The organism is Streptomyces sp. WI03-4A (genome assembly GCF_033792105.1).
Lineage (GTDB): Bacteria > Actinomycetota > Actinomycetes > Streptomycetales > Streptomycetaceae > Streptomyces > Streptomyces collinus_A.
Genome location: NZ_JARAUO010000011.1, coordinates 143302 through 162287, shown reverse-complemented (window position 1 = coordinate 162287; position 18986 = coordinate 143302). Strand labels below are relative to the sequence as shown.

Below are 18986 nucleotides of genomic sequence, written 5' to 3'. Positions count from 1 at the left end.
CCTGAAGAGATCACCCGGGGCGGGCGGCCGTGGTGCACGGCCGCCCGCCCGTTCCCCGTCGTCAGCCGCTGAAGCCCGCCACGTTGTCCTTCGTGACGACCTTCACCGGTACCTTCACCGTCGGCTCCACCTTCTTGCCCCGCACCGCGCGCAGCGCGTTGTCCACCGCGATCCGGCCGAGCTGGCTCGGCTGCTGCGCGACCGACGCGTACAGCGTGCCGCCCTTCACCGCGGTCAGGCCGTCCGGGGTGCCGTCGAAGCCGACGACCTGGACCGACCGGCCGGCCTTGGAGCCCAGAGCCTTGATGGCGCCGAGGGCCATCTCGTCGTTGGCGGCGATCACGCCCTGGACGTCGGGGTGCGCCTGGAGCAGGTTGCTCATCACGTCGAGGCCCTTGGTGCGGTCGAAGTCGGCCGGCTGCTGGGCCAGCACCTGAATGCCGGGGTACGCCTTCAGCCCCTTGGCGAAACCTTCCGCCCGCTCCCGGGCCGCGGAGGTGCCCACCTGCCCCTGCAGGATCACGATCTTGCCGCTGCCGCCCAGCTTCTCGGCGACCGTCTTGGCGGCCAGTTCACCGCCGGCCACGTTGTCGGAGGCCACGAGCGCGTTCACGGTCGCCTTGTTGACGCCGCGGTCGACCGCGATGACCGGGATCTTCGCCTTGTCGGCGGCCTTCACCGAGTTGCTCGCCGCGTCGGAGTCCACCGGGTTGACGATGATCGCGCCGAGGCCGGAGCTGGTGAAGTTCTGGAGCTGGTTGGCCTGCTGGGAGGCGTCGTTCTGGGCGTCGGTGACGGTCAGGTCCACGCCCAGCTTCTTCGCCTCGGCCTGGGCGCCCGCCCTGATCTGCACGAAGAAGGGGTTGTTCAGGGTGGACAGGGACAGGCCCATCCGCGGAGCCGTCGAGGCGGCGGAACCGCCGTGCAGGAGGGAGGCGGCGCCCACGACCGCCACGGTGACCACCGCCGCGAGCGCGTACGTCCCGGCCTGCTTGCCCTTGCCGCCGCCGGTCCCGGCGGCCACCGGGGTCGCCCCCGCCTTGCGCCGCACCGTGTCCAGCAGCACCGCCAGCGCGATGACCACGCCGATCACGACCTGCTGCCAGAAGGCGGACACGTTCAGGAGGTTGAGGCCGTTGCGCAGCACCGCGAGGATCAGCGCGCCGATCAGCGTGCCGGACGCCTTGCCGGTACCGCCGGCGAGCGAGGCGCCGCCGATGACGACCGCGGCGATCGCGTCCAGCTCGTAGCCGTCGGCGGCCTGCGGCTGCGCCGAGGAGAGGCGGGAGGCCAGCACGATGCCGGCGACGGCGGCGAACAGGCCGGACAGGGCGTAGATCGCGAGCTTCTGCTTCTTGACGCGCAGTCCGGAGAGGCGGGCCGCCTCCTCGTTGCCGCCGATCGCGTACATCGAGCGGCCGATGTACGTCCGGCCGAGCACGACGGCCGCGGCCAGCCCCATCACGACCATGACGAGCACCGGCACCGGCAGCCAGCCGCCGAGCGTGTCGCCGAGGTGGGAGACCGAGTCGGGGAACGGGATCGGCGAGCCCCCGGAGATCACCAGCGAGAGGCCGCGGGCCACCGACAGCATGGCGAGCGTCGCGATGAACGGCGGCAGTTTGCCGTATGCGATCAGGAAGCCGTTGACCAGGCCCGCCACGATGCCGGTGGCGACGGACAGCACGACCGCCAGGACGACCGGCACGCCGTGCGAGGTCGCGCTCCAGGCGAGCACGATGGCCGACAGGGCCGCCACCGAACCCACCGACAGGTCGATGCCCGCCGAGACGATCACGAAGGTGACACCGAAGGCGAGGACGGCGGTCACGGCCGCCTGGACACCCACGTTGAGCAGGTTGTCCGTCGTCAGGAAGTCACCGGACAGCGCCGACAGGGCGACGACCAGGACGATCAGCGCGGTGAGCGCGCCGTTGTCGAGCAGGAGGCGGCGCAGGCCGCTCGTGGCGCCACCCGCGCCCGGGGTGCTCTTGAGCGTGTCAGTGGCCACGGGGGGCCTCCGTTTCCGTCGTGGGGTTGCTTACGGCGAGTGCCATCACGGCGTCCTGGGTGGCCTCACCGGCCGCGAGCTCGCCCGCGATCCGGCCCTGGGCCATCACCAGCACCCGGTCGCTCATGCCGAGCACCTCGGGCAGATCGCTGGAGATCATCAGGACGGCGGCACCGGCGGCCGTCAGTTCGTTGATGAGCTGGTAGATCTCGACCTTGGCGCCGACGTCGATGCCCCGCGTCGGCTCGTCGAGGATCAGCACCTTGGTGTCGGCCAGCAGCCACTTGCCGATGACGACCTTCTGCTGGTTGCCGCCGGACAGCGTCCGCACGTGCTGGCCGAGTCCGGCCATCCGCACCCCGAGCTGCCCGGCGATCCGCCCGGCCGCCTCGTGCTGCGCCCTGAGGTCGACGAGCCCCGCGCGCGTGGCGGAGCGCAGGGTCACCAGGCCGAGGTTCTCCTCGACGGACGCGTCGAGCACCAGTCCCTGGCCCTTGCGGTCCTCGGGGACCAGGCCGATGCCGGCCGCCATGGCGGCGTTGACGTCGCCGCGCCGCACCGGGGCACCGGAGACCTTCACGGCCCCCTTGTCGTACGGGTCGGCGCCGAACACGGCCCGCACCACCTCCGTACGGCCGGCCCCGACGAGCCCGGCGATGCCGACGACCTCGCCGGCGTGCACCTCGAAGCCGACGTCGTGGAAGACGCCGTCGCGGGTCAGGCCCTCGACGGTGAGCAGCGCGGCGCCCTTCTCGGGCCGTTCACGCGGGTACTGCGCCTCGATCGAGCGGCCCACCATGAGCCGCACCAGCTCGTCCTCGGGGGTGGACGCGGGGACCTGGCCCACGGACTTCCCGTCACGGATGACGGTGACACGGTCGCCGAGGGCGGCGATCTCCTCCAGGTGGTGCGTGATGAACACGACGCCCACCCCGTCCGCGCGCAGCCTGCGCACGATGGCGAAGAGCTTCTCGACCTCCTCGGAGGTGAGTACGGCGGTCGGCTCGTCCATGATCAACACGCGCGCGTCCAGGCTCAGCGCCTTCGCGATCTCGACCATCTGCAGGCGCGCGATACCGAGTTCGCGCACCCGCGCGCGGGGCGAGACGTCGACCCCGACGCGGTCGAGCAGGACGGCGGCGTCCGCCTCCATCGTCTTGCGGTCGATCATCCCGAACCGGCGCGGCTGGCGTCCGAGGAAGATGTTCTCCGCGACCGTCAGGTCGGGGACCAGGTTGAACTCCTGGTAGATGGTGGCGATCCCGAGACGCTCGGAGTCCTGCGCACCGTGGATGCGCACCTCCTCGCCGCCGGCCAGGATCCGCCCGGCGTCGGGGGTGTAGGCGCCGGAGAGCATCTTGATCAGCGTGCTCTTGCCCGCGCCGTTCTCACCGAGCAGCACATGCACCTCGCCCCGGCGCAGGTCGAAGTCGACGCCGTCCAGCGCGACCACGCCGGGGAAGGTCTTGCGTATGCCCTCGATGCGCAGCAACTCGTCCGGGTCGCTCACGACGTGCTCCTTTGCACTGGGGAGGAGGAGGGGGCCGCCTCGCCGCACGAGCGGCGTACGACGAGCCGGGCGGTGAAGGTGACGGACGCGGGGGGCCGTCCCTCGATGCGGTCGACCAGGGCCCGTACGGCGGCCCGGCCCAGCTCGCCGGTGGGCTGGGCGATCGCGGTGACCGGCGGATCGGTGTGCACGAACCACGGGATGTCGTCGAAGGCGGCCAGCGCGATGTCGTCGGGGACGCGCAGCCCGCGCGCGCGGACCGCGTCCAGGGCACCGAGTGCCATCAGGTTGTCGGCCGCGAAGATCACCTCCGGCGGCTCGGGCAGGTCGAGGAACCCCTCGGTGACCCGCCGTCCGCTGCCGGCCTGGAAGTCGCCCTGCCCTATGTAGGCGTCCGGGAGCGGGAGCCCGTGTTCGGCCATGGCGTCCCGGAAGGCGTCGACGCGCTCGCTGCCGGTCGTGGTGGCCGCCGGTCCCGCGATGATCGCGAGCCGCCGGTGCCCGAGCCGGCACAGGTGGGCGACGAGGTCCCGCACGGCCTCGCGGCCGTCGGCCCGCACGACCGGCACCTGGACTCCGGGGATCCAGCGGTCCACGAACACCATCGGCGTCCCCGCGCGCACGGCGTCCAGCATCAGCGGGGAGCCGCCGTCGGTGGGGGAGACCAGGAGCCCGTCGATCCGCCGGTCCAGCAGGGTCCGCACGTGGTGGTCCTGGAGGTCGGGGCGTTCGTCGGCGTTGCCGATGATCACGCTGTAGCCGAGTGCCCGCGCCTCTTCCTCGACGGCGCGGGCCAGCTCGGTGAAGTAGGGGTTCAGCACGTCGCTGATGACCAGGCCGAGGGTGCGGGTCTGGTCGGTGCGCAGGGAGCGGGCGACGGCGTTGGGCCGGTAGCCGAGGTCCTGCACGGCGGCCATGACCCGCTGCCGCGCGTCCGCGCTGACCGACGGGTGCTCGTTCAGGACGCGCGACACCGTCGCCACGGAGACACCCGCGGCCGCGGCGACGTCCTTGATGCTCGCCATCGCCGGCTCCACCTCCTCGTGGAACGCATGAAATCGATTACACGGAGGATTGGAATCGATTACACGGCCATCCGCAAGGCCCTGAGACCGGATCGTGATGTCAGAGCCGGCCGGTACCGTCTGCGCATGGCTCAACAGGCGGGGAACCCCACGGGCGAACGGCGGTTCGCCGTGCTCGAAGGAGTGCTGGAGCGGATCACGTACGCCAACGAGGAGAACGGCTACACGGTCGCCCGGGTCGACACCGGCCGCGGCGGCGGCGATCTCCTCACGGTGGTGGGCGCCCTGCTCGGCGCCCAGGTCGGCGAGTCCCTGCGCATGGAGGGCCGCTGGGGCTCCCACCCCCAGTACGGCCGCCAGTTCACGGTGGAGAACTACACGACCGTCCTGCCGGCCACCGTCCAGGGCATCCGCCGCTACCTGGGGTCCGGTCTGGTCAAGGGCATCGGCCCGGTCTTCGCCGACCGCATCACCCAGCACTTCGGCCTGGACACCCTGCGGATCATCGAGGAGGAGCCGAAGCGGCTGATCGAGGTCCCCGGCCTCGGCCCCAAGCGGACCCGCAAGATCGCCGACGCCTGGGAGGAGCAGAAGGCGATCAAGGAGGTCATGCTCTTCCTCCAGAGCGTCGAGGTCTCGACGTCCGTCGCGGTGCGCATCTACAAGAAGTACGGCGACGCCTCCATCTCCGTCGTCCGGAACCAGCCGTACCGTCTGGCCGCCGACGTCTGGGGCATCGGCTTCCTCACCGCGGACAAGATCGCCCAGTCCGTCGGCATCCCGCACGACAGCCCCGAGCGCGTGAAGGCGGGCCTGCAGTACGCCCTGTCCCAGTCCGCCGACCAGGGGCACTGCTTCCTGCCCGAGGAGCGGCTCATCGCCGACGCCGTCAAACTGCTCCAGGTCGACACCGGGCTGGTCATCGAGTGCCTCGCCGAGCTGGCCGGGCCGGGCGAGGAGGGCGAGGAGCCGGGGGTCGTCCGCGAGAAGGTGCCGGCGCTCGACGGCGGCTCCGAGTCCGTCACGGCTGTCTACCTGGTGCCTTTCCACCGCGCCGAACTGTCCCTCTCCGCCCAGGTGCTGCGGCTGCTGCGCACCCAGGAGGACCGGATGCCCGCCTTCCGGGACGTGGACTGGGACAAGGCGCTCGGCTGGCTGAAGGAGCGCACCGGCGCCGACCTCGCGCCCGAGCAGCAGGCCGCCGTACGGCTCGCGCTGACCGAGAAGGTCGCCGTCCTCACCGGCGGACCCGGCTGCGGCAAGTCCTTCACGGTCCGCTCGGTCGTGGAACTGGCCCGCGCCAAACGCGCCAAGGTGCTGCTCGCCGCCCCCACCGGCCGGGCCGCCAAGCGCCTCGCCGAACTGACCGGCACCGAGGCCTCCACCGTCCACCGGCTGCTGGAGCTGAAGCCCGGCGGTGACGCGGCCTACGACCGGGACCGCCCGCTGGACGCCGACCTGGTGGTCGTGGACGAGGCGTCCATGCTCGACCTGCTGCTCGCCAACAAGCTGGTCAAGGCCGTGCCGCCGGGGGCGCACCTGCTGTTCGTCGGAGACGTGGACCAGCTGCCGAGCGTCGGCGCGGGGGAGGTGCTGCGGGACCTGCTGGCCGACGGCGGCCCGGTCCCGGCGGTGCGGCTCACCCGGGTCTTCCGGCAGGCCCAGCAGTCCGGCGTCGTCACCAACGCGCACCGCATCAACGCAGGGCTGCACCCGCTCACCGACGGGCTGAAGGACTTCTTCCTCTTCGTGGAGGACGACACCGAGGAGGCCGGCCGGCTCACCGTGGACGTGGCCGCCCGCCGTCTCCCGGCCCGGTTCGGGCTCGACCCGCGCCGGGACGTGCAGGTGCTGGCGCCCATGCACCGCGGTCCGGCCGGTGCCGCCGTCCTCAACGGCCTGCTCCAGCAGGCCGTCACCCCCGGCAGGCCCGACCTGCCCGAGAAGCGGTTCGGCGGCCGGGTCTTCCGCGTCGGCGACAAGGTCACGCAGATCCGCAACAATTACGACAAGGGGGCGAACGGCGTCTTCAACGGCACCGTGGGCGTGGTCACCTCGCTCGATCCGGTCGACCAGCGGCTGACGGTGCTGACGGACGAGGACGAGGAGGTGCCCTACGAGTTCGACGAACTGGACGAACTGGCCCACGCGTACGCGGTCACCATTCACCGCTCGCAGGGAAGTGAATATCCCGCGGTGGTGATCCCCGTCACCACCGGCGCGTGGATGATGCTCCAGCGGAACCTGCTGTACACGGCGGTGACACGGGCGAAACGACTGGTCGTCCTGGTGGGTTCACGCAAGGCGATCGGCCAGGCGGTGCGCACCGTCTCCGCCGGACGGCGGTGTACGGCACTGGACTTCCGGCTGGCCGGCTGCTGATCGGTCCTGACCAGGGGCGACGGCGCGGATCACAAAAAATGATCGATCAAACGAGTCGCAAAGGTCACAGAGCACTTCCAGATGCGGGTCCGAGGGGGCAGGATGAGCAGGTTGGCGGCACTGAGTGCCGTCGATAGGCCCAATGGTCGACCCCGAGTGCACTCTCCTGAGCCAAATGGGGGATGGTAGAGACAGTCAGGGCACCTCGAAGATGAGGCACTACGTCGGTGAGGGAAGACGTGAGCGACAACTCTGTAGTACTGCGGTTCGGCGACGGCGAGTACACCTACCCGGTGGTCGACAGCACCGTCGGTGACAAGGGCTTCGACATCGGGAAGCTCCGCGCCCAGACCGGTCTGGTGACTCTGGACAGCGGTTACGGCAACACGGCCGCCTATAAATCCGCGGTCACCTACCTCGACGGCGAGGCGGGCATCCTCCGCTACCGCGGCTACCCCATCGAGCAGCTGGCCGAGCGCTCCACCTTCCTCGAGGTGGCGTACCTGCTGATCAACGGCGAGCTGCCGACGGTCGACGAGCTCTCCACCTTCAAGAACGACATCACGCGGCACACCCTGCTGCACGAGGACGTCAAGAACTTCTACCGCGGCTTCCCGCGCGACGCCCACCCGATGGCGATGCTGTCCTCGGTCGTCTCGGCGCTGTCCACCTTCTACCAGGACAGCCACAACCCGTTCGACGAGAAGCAGCGCAACCTCTCCACGATCCGCCTGCTCGCCAAGCTCCCGACGATCGCGGCGTACGCGTACAAGAAGTCGATCGGTCACCCGTTCGTCTACCCGCGCAACGACCTCGGCTACGTCGAGAACTTCCTGCGCATGACCTTCTCGGTCCCGGCGGACGAGTACGACCTCGACCCGGTCGTGGTGGCCGCGCTGGACAAGCTGCTGATCCTGCACGCCGACCACGAGCAGAACTGCTCGACCTCCACGGTCCGCCTGGTCGGCTCCTCGCAGGCCAACATGTTCGCGTCGATCTCGGCCGGCATCAGCGCCCTGTGGGGTCCGCTGCACGGCGGTGCCAACCAGTCCGTCCTGGAGATGCTCGAGGGCATCCAGGAGTCCGGTGGCGACGTCGACACCTTCATCCGCAAGGTGAAGAACAAGGAGGACGGCGTCCGCCTGATGGGCTTCGGCCACCGGGTCTACAAGAACTTCGACCCGCGCGCCAAGATCATCAAGGCCGCCGCGCACGATGTCCTCTCCGCTCTCGGCAAGTCGGACGAGCTGCTCGACATCGCCCTGAAGCTGGAGGAGCACGCGCTCTCCGACGACTACTTCGTCGAGCGCAAGCTCTACCCGAACGTGGACTTCTACACCGGTCTGATCTACCGGGCCATGGGCTTCCCGACCGAGATGTTCACGGTCCTGTTCGCCCTCGGCCGGCTGCCGGGCTGGATCGCCCAGTGGACCGAGATGATCAAGGAGCCGGGTTCCCGCATCGGCCGCCCGCGCCAGATCTACACCGGCGTGGTGGAGCGGGACTTCGTGCCCGTCGAGGAGCGCTGAGCACATAGAGCGCGAGGGCCTGCCGGACCGGCAGGCCCTGAACCGCCGCCGGCGGTGACAGACGAAAAGCGGAAGGCGCCCTGAGACGCCGGTCCCCCCACGGGCCGACGACCAGGGCGCCTTCCCATGTCCCGGTGCGGATTCCCCCCACGGGATCCGGCCGGGCGCTCGGAGAGACAGCGCCTGAACCGCTGTCCGAGCACGGCGGGCTGACCCGTCGTGCTCCAGTGATGTGCGATCTGCCGGGACAACGCACGCTGGGAGGGCCGCTCAAAGCTTCCCTGTGTGCGTGCCCCGGCAACGCATCTCTGAGGAAGTCCCCCAAGACATCCCCAGATGTCAGTCAGCGCCCCCCAAGACGCTGTTTCTGACATCGCCAACTTAGACCGTCGAAGCCCTTCGATGGTTACGTTCGCATCACTGTGATCTGCGTCTCTTGCATATGTCCTTTAGGTGCGCAAGAGCCCCGATACGGCGATCGGTGCCCCAGCGTAAGGATGATGCGCGAGCCTTGTGAAGAGCTTATGTGAGGCTCGCGCCTGACTCTAGGGGGTCTCTTACTTCCCCTGCATCTAACCGCCGGTAACTTGCGGTCACTCAACGAAAACGGCGCAGCCGCAGGCTGTTGGTGACCACGAACACCGAGGAGAAGGCCATCGCCGCGCCGGCGATCATCGGGTTCAGCAACCCCGCGGCGGCCAGCGGCAACGCGGCGACGTTGTAGCCGAAGGCCCACACCAGGTTGCCCTTGATGGTGGCCAGGGTGCGCCGGGAGAGCCGGATGGCGTCCGCCGCCACCCGCAGGTCGCCCCGGACCAGGGTCAGATCGCCCGCCTCGATGGCCGCGTCGGTGCCGGTGCCCATCGCCAGCCCCAGGTCGGCGGTGGCCAGCGCGGCCGCGTCGTTGACGCCGTCGCCCACCATCGCCACGGCGCGTCCCTCGCCCTGCAGCCGCCGCACGACGTCCACCTTGTCCTCGGGGAGCACCTCGGCGATCACCTCGTCGATCCCGACGGCCCGCGCGACGGACTCGGCGACCGTCCGGTTGTCCCCGGTGAGCAGCACCGGCGTCAGCCCGAGCGCGCGCAGGTCGCGCACCGCCTCGGCGCTGGTCCCCTTGACCGCGTCGGCGACCGCGAGGACACCGCGCGCCCGCCCGTCCCAGCCGACCGGGACGGCCGTACGGCCCGCACGTTCGGCCTGCCGGGCGGCCCGGGCCAGTTCCTCCGGCAGCGCCCCGAGGAGCCGCCCCACGGCCACCTCGTGGCCCTCCACGCGGCCGCGTGCGCCCCGTCCGGGCACGTTCTCGAAGTGCTCGACGGCCGGCAGTGCCCCGGCCCGCTCCTCGGCGCCCGCGGCGATCGCGCGGGCGACCGGGTGCTCGGAGGCGTGCTCCAGCGCGCCCGCGAGCCGCAGCACCCGCTGCTCGTCCTCGCCGTCGGCGGCGTACACGTCCTGGAGCTTCATCCGGCCGGTGGTGACCGTGCCGGTCTTGTCCAGGACGACCGTGTCGACGCGGCGGGTGGACTCCAGCACCTCCGGGCCCTTGATCAGGATGCCGAGCTGGGCGCCCCGGCCGGTGCCGACCATCAGCGCGGTCGGCGTGGCGAGGCCCAGCGCGCACGGGCAGGCGATGATCAGGACGGCGACGGCGGCCGTGAACGCGGCGGCGGTGTCGCCGGTGACGCCCAGCCAGACGCCGAACGTGCCGAGCGCGATCAGGATGACCACGGGCACGAAGACGGCGGAGATCCGGTCGGCGAGCCGCTGCACCTCGGCCTTGCCGCTCTGCGCGTCCTCCACCAGCCTCGCCATCCGGGCGAGCTGGGTGTCGGCGCCGACCCGGCCGGCCTCGACCACCAGGCGGCCGCCCGCGTTGACCGTGGCGCCGGTGACCTGGTCGCCCGGGCCGACGTCCACCGGTACGGACTCGCCGGTGAGCATGGACGCGTCCACCGCGGAGACGCCCTCGACGACGGTGCCGTCCGTGGCGATCTTCTCGCCGGGTCGTACGACGAACCGGTCGCCGACGGCCAGCGAGGACACCGGCACCCGCACCTCGCGCCCCGCGCGCAGCACGGCGACGTCCTTGGCGCCCAGCTCCATCAGGGCCCGCAGGGCCGCGCCCGCGCGCCGCTTGGACCGGGCCTCCAGATAGCGGCCGAGCAGGATCAGCGCGACCACACCGGCGGCGACCTCCAGGTACATGGTGGAGGCGCCGTCCGTCCGGGAGACGGTGAGCCGGAACTCGTCGTGCATGCCGGGCATGCCCGCGTCACCGAAGAACAGGGCCCACAGCGACCAGCCGAACGCGGCCAGCGTGCCGACCGACACCAGGGTGTCCATGGTGGCGGCGCCGTGCCGGGCGTTGGTCCAGGCGGCCCGGTGGAACGGCCATCCGCCCCAGACGACGACCGGCGCCGCGAGCGTGAGCGAGAGCCACTGCCAGTTGTCGAACTGCAGCGCGGGCACCATGGCGAGCAGGACGACCGGGGCGGCGAGCAGGGCGGAGACGAGCAGGCGGTGCCGGAGCGCGGCGAGTTCGGGGTCCCGCTCGGCCGGCTCCTCCTCGGCCGCGGGCTCGGGCCGCGGCGGCGCGGGCTCCTCGGCGGTGTAGCCGGTCCGCACCACGGTCGCGATCAGGTCGGCGACGGCCACGCCCTCGGCGTAGCTGACCTTCGCCTTCTCCGTCGCGTAGTTCACCGTGGCGCTCACGCCGTCCATGCGGTTGAGCTTCTTCTCCACGCGGGCGGCGCAGGAGGCGCACGTCATCCCGCCGATGAGCAGCTCGACCTCGGACGTGCTGCCTATCGCGCTCGCCGTGCCGGTTTCTGCGGTGGTGCTGGTCATGTCCGGACTCCAGACATCGGACCGGACCGTACGGATCCAGTATGAGCTGGTCGGCACGGCCCGGTCGGGGAAAGGTTGCGGGGCCCGTGCGCTGCGGGCCCGGACGCTTCGGCCCGCTCTGACGGGGCCCGGGCTCAGGCCCGGCCGGCCAGCTCGAAGCCGGCCTCGTCCACGGCGGCGCGCACGGCCTCGTCGTCCAGCGGGACCGAGGAGACGACGGTGACCTCGCCGGTCGACGCGACGGCCTTGACCGAGTCGACGCCGGGGATCTGGGAGATCTCGCCGGAGACGGAGCCCTCGCAGTGTCCACAGCTCATGCCGGTCACCTGGTAGACGGTGGTCACGGAGCCCGAAGTCTCGGTCTGGGCGCTCATGTCGTTCTCCTCGTCGAGGCGGGTGGGGCCGGTGAGGCTCACGGTGGAGCCCCACCACGTCCCCAGACTATACCCCTAGGGGGTATTTCTCCAAGAGGAGTCCCGGTGCGCCAGTGACCGTGCCCAGGCGGCCCCGAGCAGCCCGACGAGTGCCAGGCCGCCGACCGAGAACACCACGAAGAGGTGCTGCTCCACGGCGCCGGGCCGGGGCAGGTACCCCTGGGCGAACGGTTCCGCGTCCAGACCGGTGCCCGACAGCAGGGCCACCAGCCAGATCGCGAGGCCGTGCGTGGCGTCCCACAGAGCGTGCAGCATCGAGACGCCCAGACAGGTGCCGACGACCGGCGCGGCGAGCCGAAAGTGCCCGTTCGGGCGGCGCAGGGACAGCAACACGCCGCCCGCGATCGCCGTCCACAGACCCTGCCCGAAGGGGGCGACCACCCCGCGCAGCAGCTCGGTCTCCAGCAGGCCCCTGAGGTCGGCGTCCCCGGCCGCGACGGCTGCTCCGAAGGCGTGTCCGCAGCCCTCCAGGGCCGCGAAGCCGAGGCCGACCGCCGCGCCGAGCACCAGCCCGGCCCGTGTCCCGCGGATGCCCGGCTGCCGGCGCAGCGCGAACGCCAGCGCGCCGAGCTTGGCCGCCTCCTCGACCAGGGCGACGGCGGTGAACATGCCGGGGGAGAGGCGGGGCAGGTACGGCTCGGTCACCGTGGTGGCCGGCACGCCGAGCGCGCCGCCGGCCAGGAAGCAGCCCAGGATCGCGCTGACGCCCAGGTCCCGGCTGTGCCGCTCGTACGCCCACAGCACGAAGGTGACCGGGACCAGGAAGCCGCCGAGCAGGAACAGGGCCGGCAGCGCCGCCGCGCCGCGCGTCGTGTACGCGGCGACGGCGATCAGTGTCCAGGCGGCGAGCCCGCCGGCCAGGCAGCGCTTCCACAGGCCCGCGGCGATGCGCGGGAACGGCGGCGGGGGCTGCTGGGGGCCCGGGATACGGGCCCGGGGCATGCCGGGCGGCGGGGAGTGGGTCACGGGGTCCCCCTCGGGCTCCTGCGGGGTGATCTATCCGCACTGTAGGCAGATGCACCCGGGGCCGCAGTCCGGGGACCGCCGAGGGGTCATGTACGGCCGAGCCGGTCGCCCACCAGGGGTTCGAGGTAGCGGATCAGCACGTTCTTGACCTCCTGCACGTAGGCCGCCCGCTCGGCGTCCTCGTGGCCGAGGACCAGTTCGAGACCGGCCTTGTAGATGCCGAGGCACACGTGGGCCGTGCGGGTGATGTCGGCGGCCGGGGTGTCGGGCAGGAGCGAGGCGAGCAGGCCCTCGACCCGCTCGATCAGGGTGGCGTGCAGCTGGTCGTGGGCGTCGGTGATCCCGCCCGGGATGTCGGGGCCGTGCATCAGCGCGAAGAACACCGGGTGCGCGGTGTTGAAGGCCATGAACCGGTCGACGGCGGCGCCGACGGCCTCCTCCAGCGGCGTGGCGGGGTCGACGGGGGCGAGCGCCTCGCCGTAGGTCTCCCGCATCTCGTGCATGAGCCGGTCGCCCAGCTCGACCGCGATCGCCTCCTTGTTCGGGAAGAACTGGTAGAGGGTGCCCGGTGAGACGCCCGCCTCGCGGGCGATGGCGTTGGTGCTGGCGGCCGTGTAGCCGCTGGTGCAGAAGACCTGGGCGGCGGCGGCGAGCAGCTGGGCGATGCGGCGCTCGCCGCGCGCCTGGCGGCGGCGCGGCTGTTCCTTCTCCGAGGTCTCCGAGGTGTCGGACACGCGTGATCCCCAGCCCTTCGCAGGCGATTGACAAACACGAGCGGTCGCTCGCATTCTGGTGGAACGCGAGCGATCTCTCGTGTTTGCCAGTTTATTGGCAATGACCGACCCATGCTGCCTGCCTGCACAGACGCCTGCCTGCACAGATGTGGGTCACGGTGAAGGGGACACCGCACGATGACCGAAGTCAACACGGCGACGCCCGACGAGGACGGACCGCCCCGGCCCGGCGGCTGGACCCGCTTCGTCACCGCCCGCCCGCGCCTGTCGCTGCTGGTGGCCCTCCTGCTCACCGCGCTCGCCGTGCTGGCCGGCAGCGGCGTCGCCGACCACCTGGGCAGCGGCGGCTGGGAGGACCCGGCCGCCGAGTCGACCTACGCGACCAAGGCGCTGGAGCGCGAGTTCCCCGGCTCCCAGCCCAACCTGCTCCTGCTGGTGGACTCCGGCCGCGCCTCGGTCGACGACCCGGCGGTCGCCGCCGAGGCCCGCCGCCTCGCCGAGCGGCTGAGCGCGGAGCACGGCGTGACCGGCGTCGGCTCCTACTGGCAGGCCACCCCCGCCGCCGCCCCCGCCCTGCGCGCCAAGGACGGCCACGAGGCCCTGATCGCCGCCCGCATCACCGGCGACGAGAACGCGATGGGCAGGACCCTCGACCGCCTGGCCCCCCACTACCGGGGAACGCACGGCCCGGTCCAGGTGAAGATCGGCGGCATCGTCGCGGTACGGCACGAGATGCAGACGACCATCAAGGAGGACCTCACCCGCGCCGAGATGATCGCCCTGCCGATCACCCTCGTGCTGCTCGTGATGGTCTTCGGCAGCGCCGTCGCGGCCCTGCTGCCGCTGGGCATCGGCATCGTCGCGATCCTCGGCACCAACGCGGTGCTGCGCGGACTGACGGCCTTCACCGACGTCTCGGTGTTCGCGCTGAACCTCACCACCGCCCTCGGCCTCGGGCTCGCCATCGACTACGCCCTCTTCATCGTCCGCCGCTACCGCGAGGAGCTGTCCGCCGGGGCCGACCCGCTGACCGCGATCGGCACCACCCTGCGCACAGCCGGGCGCACGGTCCTGTTCTCCGCCCTCACCGTCGCGGTCTCCCTGGCCGCCATGATGGTCTTCCCGCAGTACTTCCTGCGGTCCTTCGCCTACGCCGGCATCGCCGTGGTCCTGCTCGCCGCGGCGGCCGCCCTCATCCTGCTCCCCGCGGCCCTGATCCTGCTCGGCCACCGGGTCAACTCCCTCGACCTGCGCCGCCTGCTGCGCCGGGGCCGGGAACCGGGGAAGCCCGGCACCGAAGGCACCGCCTGGGCCCGCACGGCCACGCTCGTGATGCGCCGCGCCCCGCTCTTCGCCGTCGGCACCACCGTCCTGCTGGTCATCCTCGGACTGCCGTTCACGGGCGTGCGGTTCGGCACCGCGGACGACCGCCAGCTGCCGTCGAGCGCCGAGTCGCACGTGGTGCAGCAGCATCTGCGGGACGGGTTCCCCGGCAGTCCCGGCGGCGGCCTGGAGGTCCTCGCCGAGGGCCGGGCCACCCCGGCGCAGTACGCCGCCTACAAGGAGCGGGTCGCCGCCCTGACCGAGGTGGCCCGGGTCGACGGCCCGCTGGTCAACGGCGACACGGCCTACTTCACCGTGCAGCCCCGGGGCGAGGCCGTCGACGGCGCCGCCCAGCGGCTGGTCGGCGACCTGCGCGCGCTGAAGGCCCCCTTCGGCACCGAGGTGACCGGTACGGCCGCCGTCCTCGTCGACTCCAAGCACGCGATAGGCGAGCGGCTGCCCTGGGCGGGGGCGTTCATCGCGATCGTCACCCTGCTGCTGGTCTTCCTGCTCACCGGCAGCGTGCTGATACCCCTGCAGGCGGTGGTGCTCAACGCGCTCAGCCTGACGGCGATGTTCGGCGCGGTGGTCTGGGTGTTCCAGGACGGCCACCTCTCCGGCCCGCTCGGCTTCACCAGTCCCGGCTCGATCGAGACCACTCTGCCCGTCCTGATGTTCTGCGTGGCCTTCGGCCTGTCCATGGACTACGGGGTCTTCCTCCTCTCCCGTATCAAGGAGGAGTACGACCGCACCGGCGACCACAACGAGGCGGTCCGCCACGGCCTCCAGCGCACCGGCGGGCTGATCACGGCGGCGGCGGTCATCCTCGCGGTCGTCATGGTCGCCATCGGCACCTCCCGGGTCACCAACACCAAGATGCTCGGCCTCGGCATCGCCCTCGCGGTGCTGATGGACGCGATGGTCGTGCGCAGTCTGCTGGTCCCGGCGATCATGCGGCTCACCGGCCGCGCCACCTGGTGGGCCCCGGCACCGCTGCGCCGCTTCCACCGCAGGTTCGGGCTCAGCGAGGGCGAGCCGGCCGCGCCCGCGGAGGTGAAGGAGACGGCGGGGGTGTGAGGCCGCCGGCCGCCATGGAAGGGTGTGGCGCATGAGAGCCGTGGTGTTCGAGCAGTACGGGGAGCCGGCCGCCGTGCGGGAGGTGCCGGACCCGGAGCCGGTGGAGCACGGGGTCGTGGTCCGCGTCGAGGCGACCGGGCTGTGCCGCAGCGACTGGCACGGCTGGATGGGGCACGACCCGGACATCACCCTGCCCCATGTGCCGGGGCACGAACTCGCCGGTGTGGTCGAGGCGGTGGGGTCCCGGGTGACCGGGTGGCGGCCCGGCGACCGGGTCACCGTGCCCTTCGTCTGCGCCTGCGGCACGTGCCCGTCCTGCGCGGCCGGCGACCAGCAGGTGTGCGAGCGCCAGACCCAGCCAGGCTTCCACCACTGGGGCTCCTTCGCCCAGTTCGTGGCCCTCGACCACGCCGACGTGAACCTGGTCGCGATCCCCGACGGTATGGCGTACGCCACGGCCGCCGCCCTCGGCTGCCGCTTCGCCACCGCCTTCCGCGCGGTGGTGCGCCAGGGCCGGGTGGCGGCGGGGGAGTGGGTCGCGGTGCACGGCTGCGGCGGGGTCGGACTGTCGGCGGTGATGATCGCGGCGGCCTCGGGGGCCCGGGTGGTCGCCGTCGACGTCTCGCCCGAGGCCCTCGGCCTGGCACGGAGCTTCGGCGCGGCCGAGTGCGTCGACGCGACCGGCCTGGCCGACCCGGCGGCCGCCGTCCGGGAGCTGACCGGCGGCGGCGCCCATCTCTCCCTGGACGCCCTCGGCTCACCCGCCACCTGCGCGGCCTCCGTCGGCTCCCTGCGCCGCCGGGGCCGGCACGTCCAGGTGGGCCTGCTGCCCTCGGACGACGGCACCACCCCGGTCCCGCTGGCCCGCGCCATCGCCCTGGAGCTCGAACTCCTCGGCAGCCACGGCATGGCGGCGCACGCCTACCCCGGGATGCTGGAGCTGGTCAGGTCCGGGGCGCTCCGTCCCGACCTGCTGGTGACCCGGACGATCGCCCTCGACGCGGCCCCGGCCGCCCTCGCCGCCATGGGCGCCGCGCCCGGAGCGGGGGTCACGGTCATCGAGCCGTGGCGCTGAGCGCGGCCCACTCGCGGTCGAGGATCGACATGATCACCTCGTCGGCCCAGACGCCGTCCCGGAGCTGCACCTCCCGCTTGACGCCCTCGACCACGAAGCCGACCTTCGCGTAGACGCGCAGGGCCCGGTGGTTGTGCGCCCAGGCCGCGAGCTCGATCCGGTGCAGTCCGAGTTCACCGAAGGCGTGGGCGACGATCAGCCGGGTCGCCTCGGTGCCGATGCCCCGGCCACGGCCCCGGGGGCCGATCAGGGTGCGGAAGGTGCAGCTGCGGCCGTCCGGGTCGTACGCGTACAGGACGACCTCGCCCAGCACCTCGCCGGTCTCCGGGTCGGTGACGGCCAGGTCCAGGCGGTCGGGGGCACCGGCCCGGGAGCCGTACCAGGAGCGCAGCCCCTCCTCGGTGAGGTCGGTCGACGGCTCGAAGGTGAAGCGGACGACCTCGGGGTCGCCGACGATCTCCCACATGGCGGCCGTGTCGGCCTCGGTGAAGGGGCGCAGCACGGTCTTCCGGCCGGTCAGGACGGGTTTGACGGAGAAGCTCATGGGGCGACTGTGCCCCAGACGGCCGGTGGGGCACAGGTCCTTTTCCCAGCGGCCGGCCCGGGCGCCCGTGTCAACGCGACCCGCCCGGACACCGGGGCCGACTTATGCTGCGAGCCCGTCACAAACACCCGCTTCTCGTCACACATGTCGCGGGTACGCGGGCTCTCGGTCACACCCGGTCGACAGCCGTAGTCGCATCGTCACGGAGCGTCGTTCACCGGGCACAGGCTTGGTGATCGCCGGCGCAGCGCCCGGCTCCCCCGACGGCCGCCCCCGGCCGCCGCCGCGGCGCGCGCAGGGAGGTGCGACTCATGACCGACCGAAGGCTCTGGTCCTACAAGGAGATCGCGGCACACATCCGGGTGCAGCCGGACACCGTACGGTCCTACCGCAAGCACGGCCTGCTGCCCGAGCCCGACCACGTGGAGGGGGGCAAGCCCTACTGGTACGCGGACACCGTCCGCACCTGGGTCGCCTCCCGGCCGGGCAACCGGGGCCGAAGAGGGGACTGATCCCCCGGGCGCGTACCCGCGGGCGTTCCTACACTCCGCAGGACCGCAGGAACGCCCGGGTGCGCCGGGCGATCGGCAGCGGCGCGTCCGGCTCGCAGGGGTACATGTCCTGCTCGACGATCGCGAACAGGTCGACGTCCAGCCGCCGCGCGGCCCGGAGCACCGGTTCCAGGGCGGGCACGCCGGACGGGGGCTCGCACATCACGCCCCGCGCGACCGCCGGGCCGAAGGGCGTGCCGTTCGCCCTCACGTCGGCCAGGATCTCCGGGTCCACCTGCTTGAGGTGCAGATAGCCGATCCGCTCGCCGTAGGTCTCGATCAGCTTGACGCTGTCCCCGCCGCAGTACGCGTAGTGCCCGGTGTCCAGACACAGCGACACCAGGTCGGGGTCGGTGCCGTCGAGGAAGCGGGCGACGTTCTCCTCGCTGTCGATGTGGGTGTCGGCGTGCGGGTGGACGACGACCGTCAGCCCGTACCGCTCACGCACCTCGCGGCCGAGGCGTTCGGTCAGCGAGGTCAGGTCGCGCCACTGACCGGCGGTGAGGGTGTCGGGCTCCAGCACCTCGCCCGTCTTGTCGTCGCGCCAGAAGGACGGGATGACGACGAGGTGGCGGGCGCCCGTCGCCCGGGTCAGGGCGGCGATGTCGCTGACGTGCGCCCAGGTCTCGTCCCACACGGCGGCGCCGTGGTGCAGGCCCGTGAAGACCGTGCCGGCCGACACCTTCAGGCCGCGCCGGCCGGTCTCCTCGGCGAGCACCGCGGGATCGGTCGGCAGGTAGCCGTAGGGACCGAGCTCGATCCACTTGTAGCCGGATGCGGCCACCTCGTCGAGGAAGCGCCGCCAGGGCACCTGCCGCGGGTCGTCCGGGAACCACACACCCCAGGAGTCGGGCGCCGATCCGATCCGGATACGGGACAGTGAGGAGGGTGACAAGGACGTCATGGCCGCCAGCGTGAAGGGCCGCGGAAAGAGGTGTCAAGCACTGGTCCGAATGTCCGGACAAAACATTGACA

Annotated in this window: 14 protein-coding genes; 5 read left to right on the top strand and 9 right to left on the bottom strand. The window is 72.0% G+C overall.

From position 1 onward, the window contains the following. Positions 1-61: 61 nt before the first annotated feature. The 3 genes from PV343_RS14935 to PV343_RS14925 are packed head-to-tail and all read right to left on the bottom strand — an operon-like array spanning position 62 to position 4546. Positions 62-2011, bottom strand: a complete 1950-nt coding sequence (locus PV343_RS14935; RefSeq protein ID WP_319147383.1) for a substrate-binding domain-containing protein — start codon at positions 2009-2011, stop codon at positions 62-64. Beyond that, positions 2001-3521, bottom strand: a complete 1521-nt coding sequence (locus tag PV343_RS14930; RefSeq protein ID WP_319147382.1) for a sugar ABC transporter ATP-binding protein — start codon at positions 3519-3521, stop codon at positions 2001-2003. The genes PV343_RS14935 and PV343_RS14930 overlap by 11 nt, the downstream gene beginning before the upstream one ends. Further along, a complete protein-coding gene (locus PV343_RS14925) occupies positions 3518-4546 on the bottom strand; it encodes a LacI family DNA-binding transcriptional regulator (protein ID WP_319147381.1) in 1029 nt (342 codons plus the stop codon). Before PV343_RS14925 ends, PV343_RS14930 begins: the two co-directional genes overlap by 4 nt. A 126-nt stretch (positions 4547-4672) precedes the next feature. Between PV343_RS14925 and PV343_RS14920 the strand changes: the two genes are divergently transcribed. Further along, positions 4673-6928, top strand: a complete 2256-nt coding sequence (locus PV343_RS14920) for an ATP-dependent RecD-like DNA helicase (protein WP_319147380.1) — start codon at positions 4673-4675, stop codon at positions 6926-6928. Positions 6929-7167: 239 nt separating this feature from the next. Next, the gene (locus PV343_RS14915; protein ID WP_319147379.1) at positions 7168-8457 is read left to right on the top strand and encodes a citrate synthase; all 1290 of its coding nucleotides are present in this window, start codon (positions 7168-7170) and stop codon (positions 8455-8457) included. Positions 8458-9054: 597 nt separating this feature from the next. Here PV343_RS14915 and PV343_RS14910 read toward each other — a convergent pair. The 4 genes from PV343_RS14910 to PV343_RS14895 all read right to left on the bottom strand — a co-directional run bounded on the left by PV343_RS14910 (position 9055) and on the right by PV343_RS14895 (position 13441). Continuing rightward, a complete protein-coding gene (locus PV343_RS14910) occupies positions 9055-11307 on the bottom strand; it encodes a heavy metal translocating P-type ATPase (RefSeq protein WP_319147378.1) in 2253 nt (750 codons plus the stop codon). Positions 11308-11441: 134 nt separating this feature from the next. Continuing rightward, positions 11442-11681, bottom strand: a complete 240-nt coding sequence (locus PV343_RS14905) for a heavy-metal-associated domain-containing protein (RefSeq protein ID WP_319147410.1) — start codon at positions 11679-11681, stop codon at positions 11442-11444. Positions 11682-11756: 75 nt separating this feature from the next. Continuing rightward, positions 11757-12707, bottom strand: a complete 951-nt coding sequence (locus PV343_RS14900) for a PrsW family glutamic-type intramembrane protease (protein WP_319147377.1) — start codon at positions 12705-12707, stop codon at positions 11757-11759. A gap of 86 nt (positions 12708-12793) precedes the next feature. Then, positions 12794-13441, bottom strand: a complete 648-nt coding sequence (locus tag PV343_RS14895) for a TetR/AcrR family transcriptional regulator (RefSeq protein ID WP_319147376.1) — start codon at positions 13439-13441, stop codon at positions 12794-12796. 177 nt (positions 13442-13618) lie between these two features. Here PV343_RS14895 and PV343_RS14890 point away from each other — a divergent pair, with 177 nt between their 5' ends. Next, positions 13619-15841: an MMPL family transporter gene (locus tag PV343_RS14890; protein WP_319147375.1), complete on the top strand. Its 2223-nt coding sequence runs from the start codon at positions 13619-13621 to the stop codon at positions 15839-15841. Between the two features lie 31 nt (positions 15842-15872). Next, complete coding sequence (locus PV343_RS14885; protein ID WP_319147374.1) at positions 15873-16916, top strand: zinc-dependent alcohol dehydrogenase family protein; 1044 nt, start codon at positions 15873-15875, stop codon at positions 16914-16916. Here PV343_RS14885 and PV343_RS14880 read toward each other — a convergent pair. Continuing rightward, entirely contained in the window at positions 16897-17460 is a 564-nt protein-coding gene (locus tag PV343_RS14880; protein WP_319147373.1) for a GNAT family protein, read from the bottom strand. The two genes, PV343_RS14885 and PV343_RS14880, sit on opposite strands and share 20 nt — an antisense overlap. A 311-nt stretch (positions 17461-17771) precedes the next feature. On the opposite strand from PV343_RS14880, the gene PV343_RS14875 reads away from it, so the two are divergent. Continuing rightward, positions 17772-17972, top strand: a complete 201-nt coding sequence (locus tag PV343_RS14875; protein ID WP_133923887.1) for a helix-turn-helix transcriptional regulator — start codon at positions 17772-17774, stop codon at positions 17970-17972. Between the two features lie 28 nt (positions 17973-18000). Here PV343_RS14875 and PV343_RS14870 read toward each other — a convergent pair whose 3' ends face one another. Further along, positions 18001-18915 carry a sugar phosphate isomerase/epimerase family protein gene (locus PV343_RS14870; RefSeq protein WP_319147372.1) on the bottom strand — a complete coding sequence of 305 codons (915 nt, stop codon included), beginning with the start codon at positions 18913-18915 and terminating at the stop codon, positions 18001-18003. Between the last annotated feature and the right edge of the window lie 71 nt (positions 18916-18986).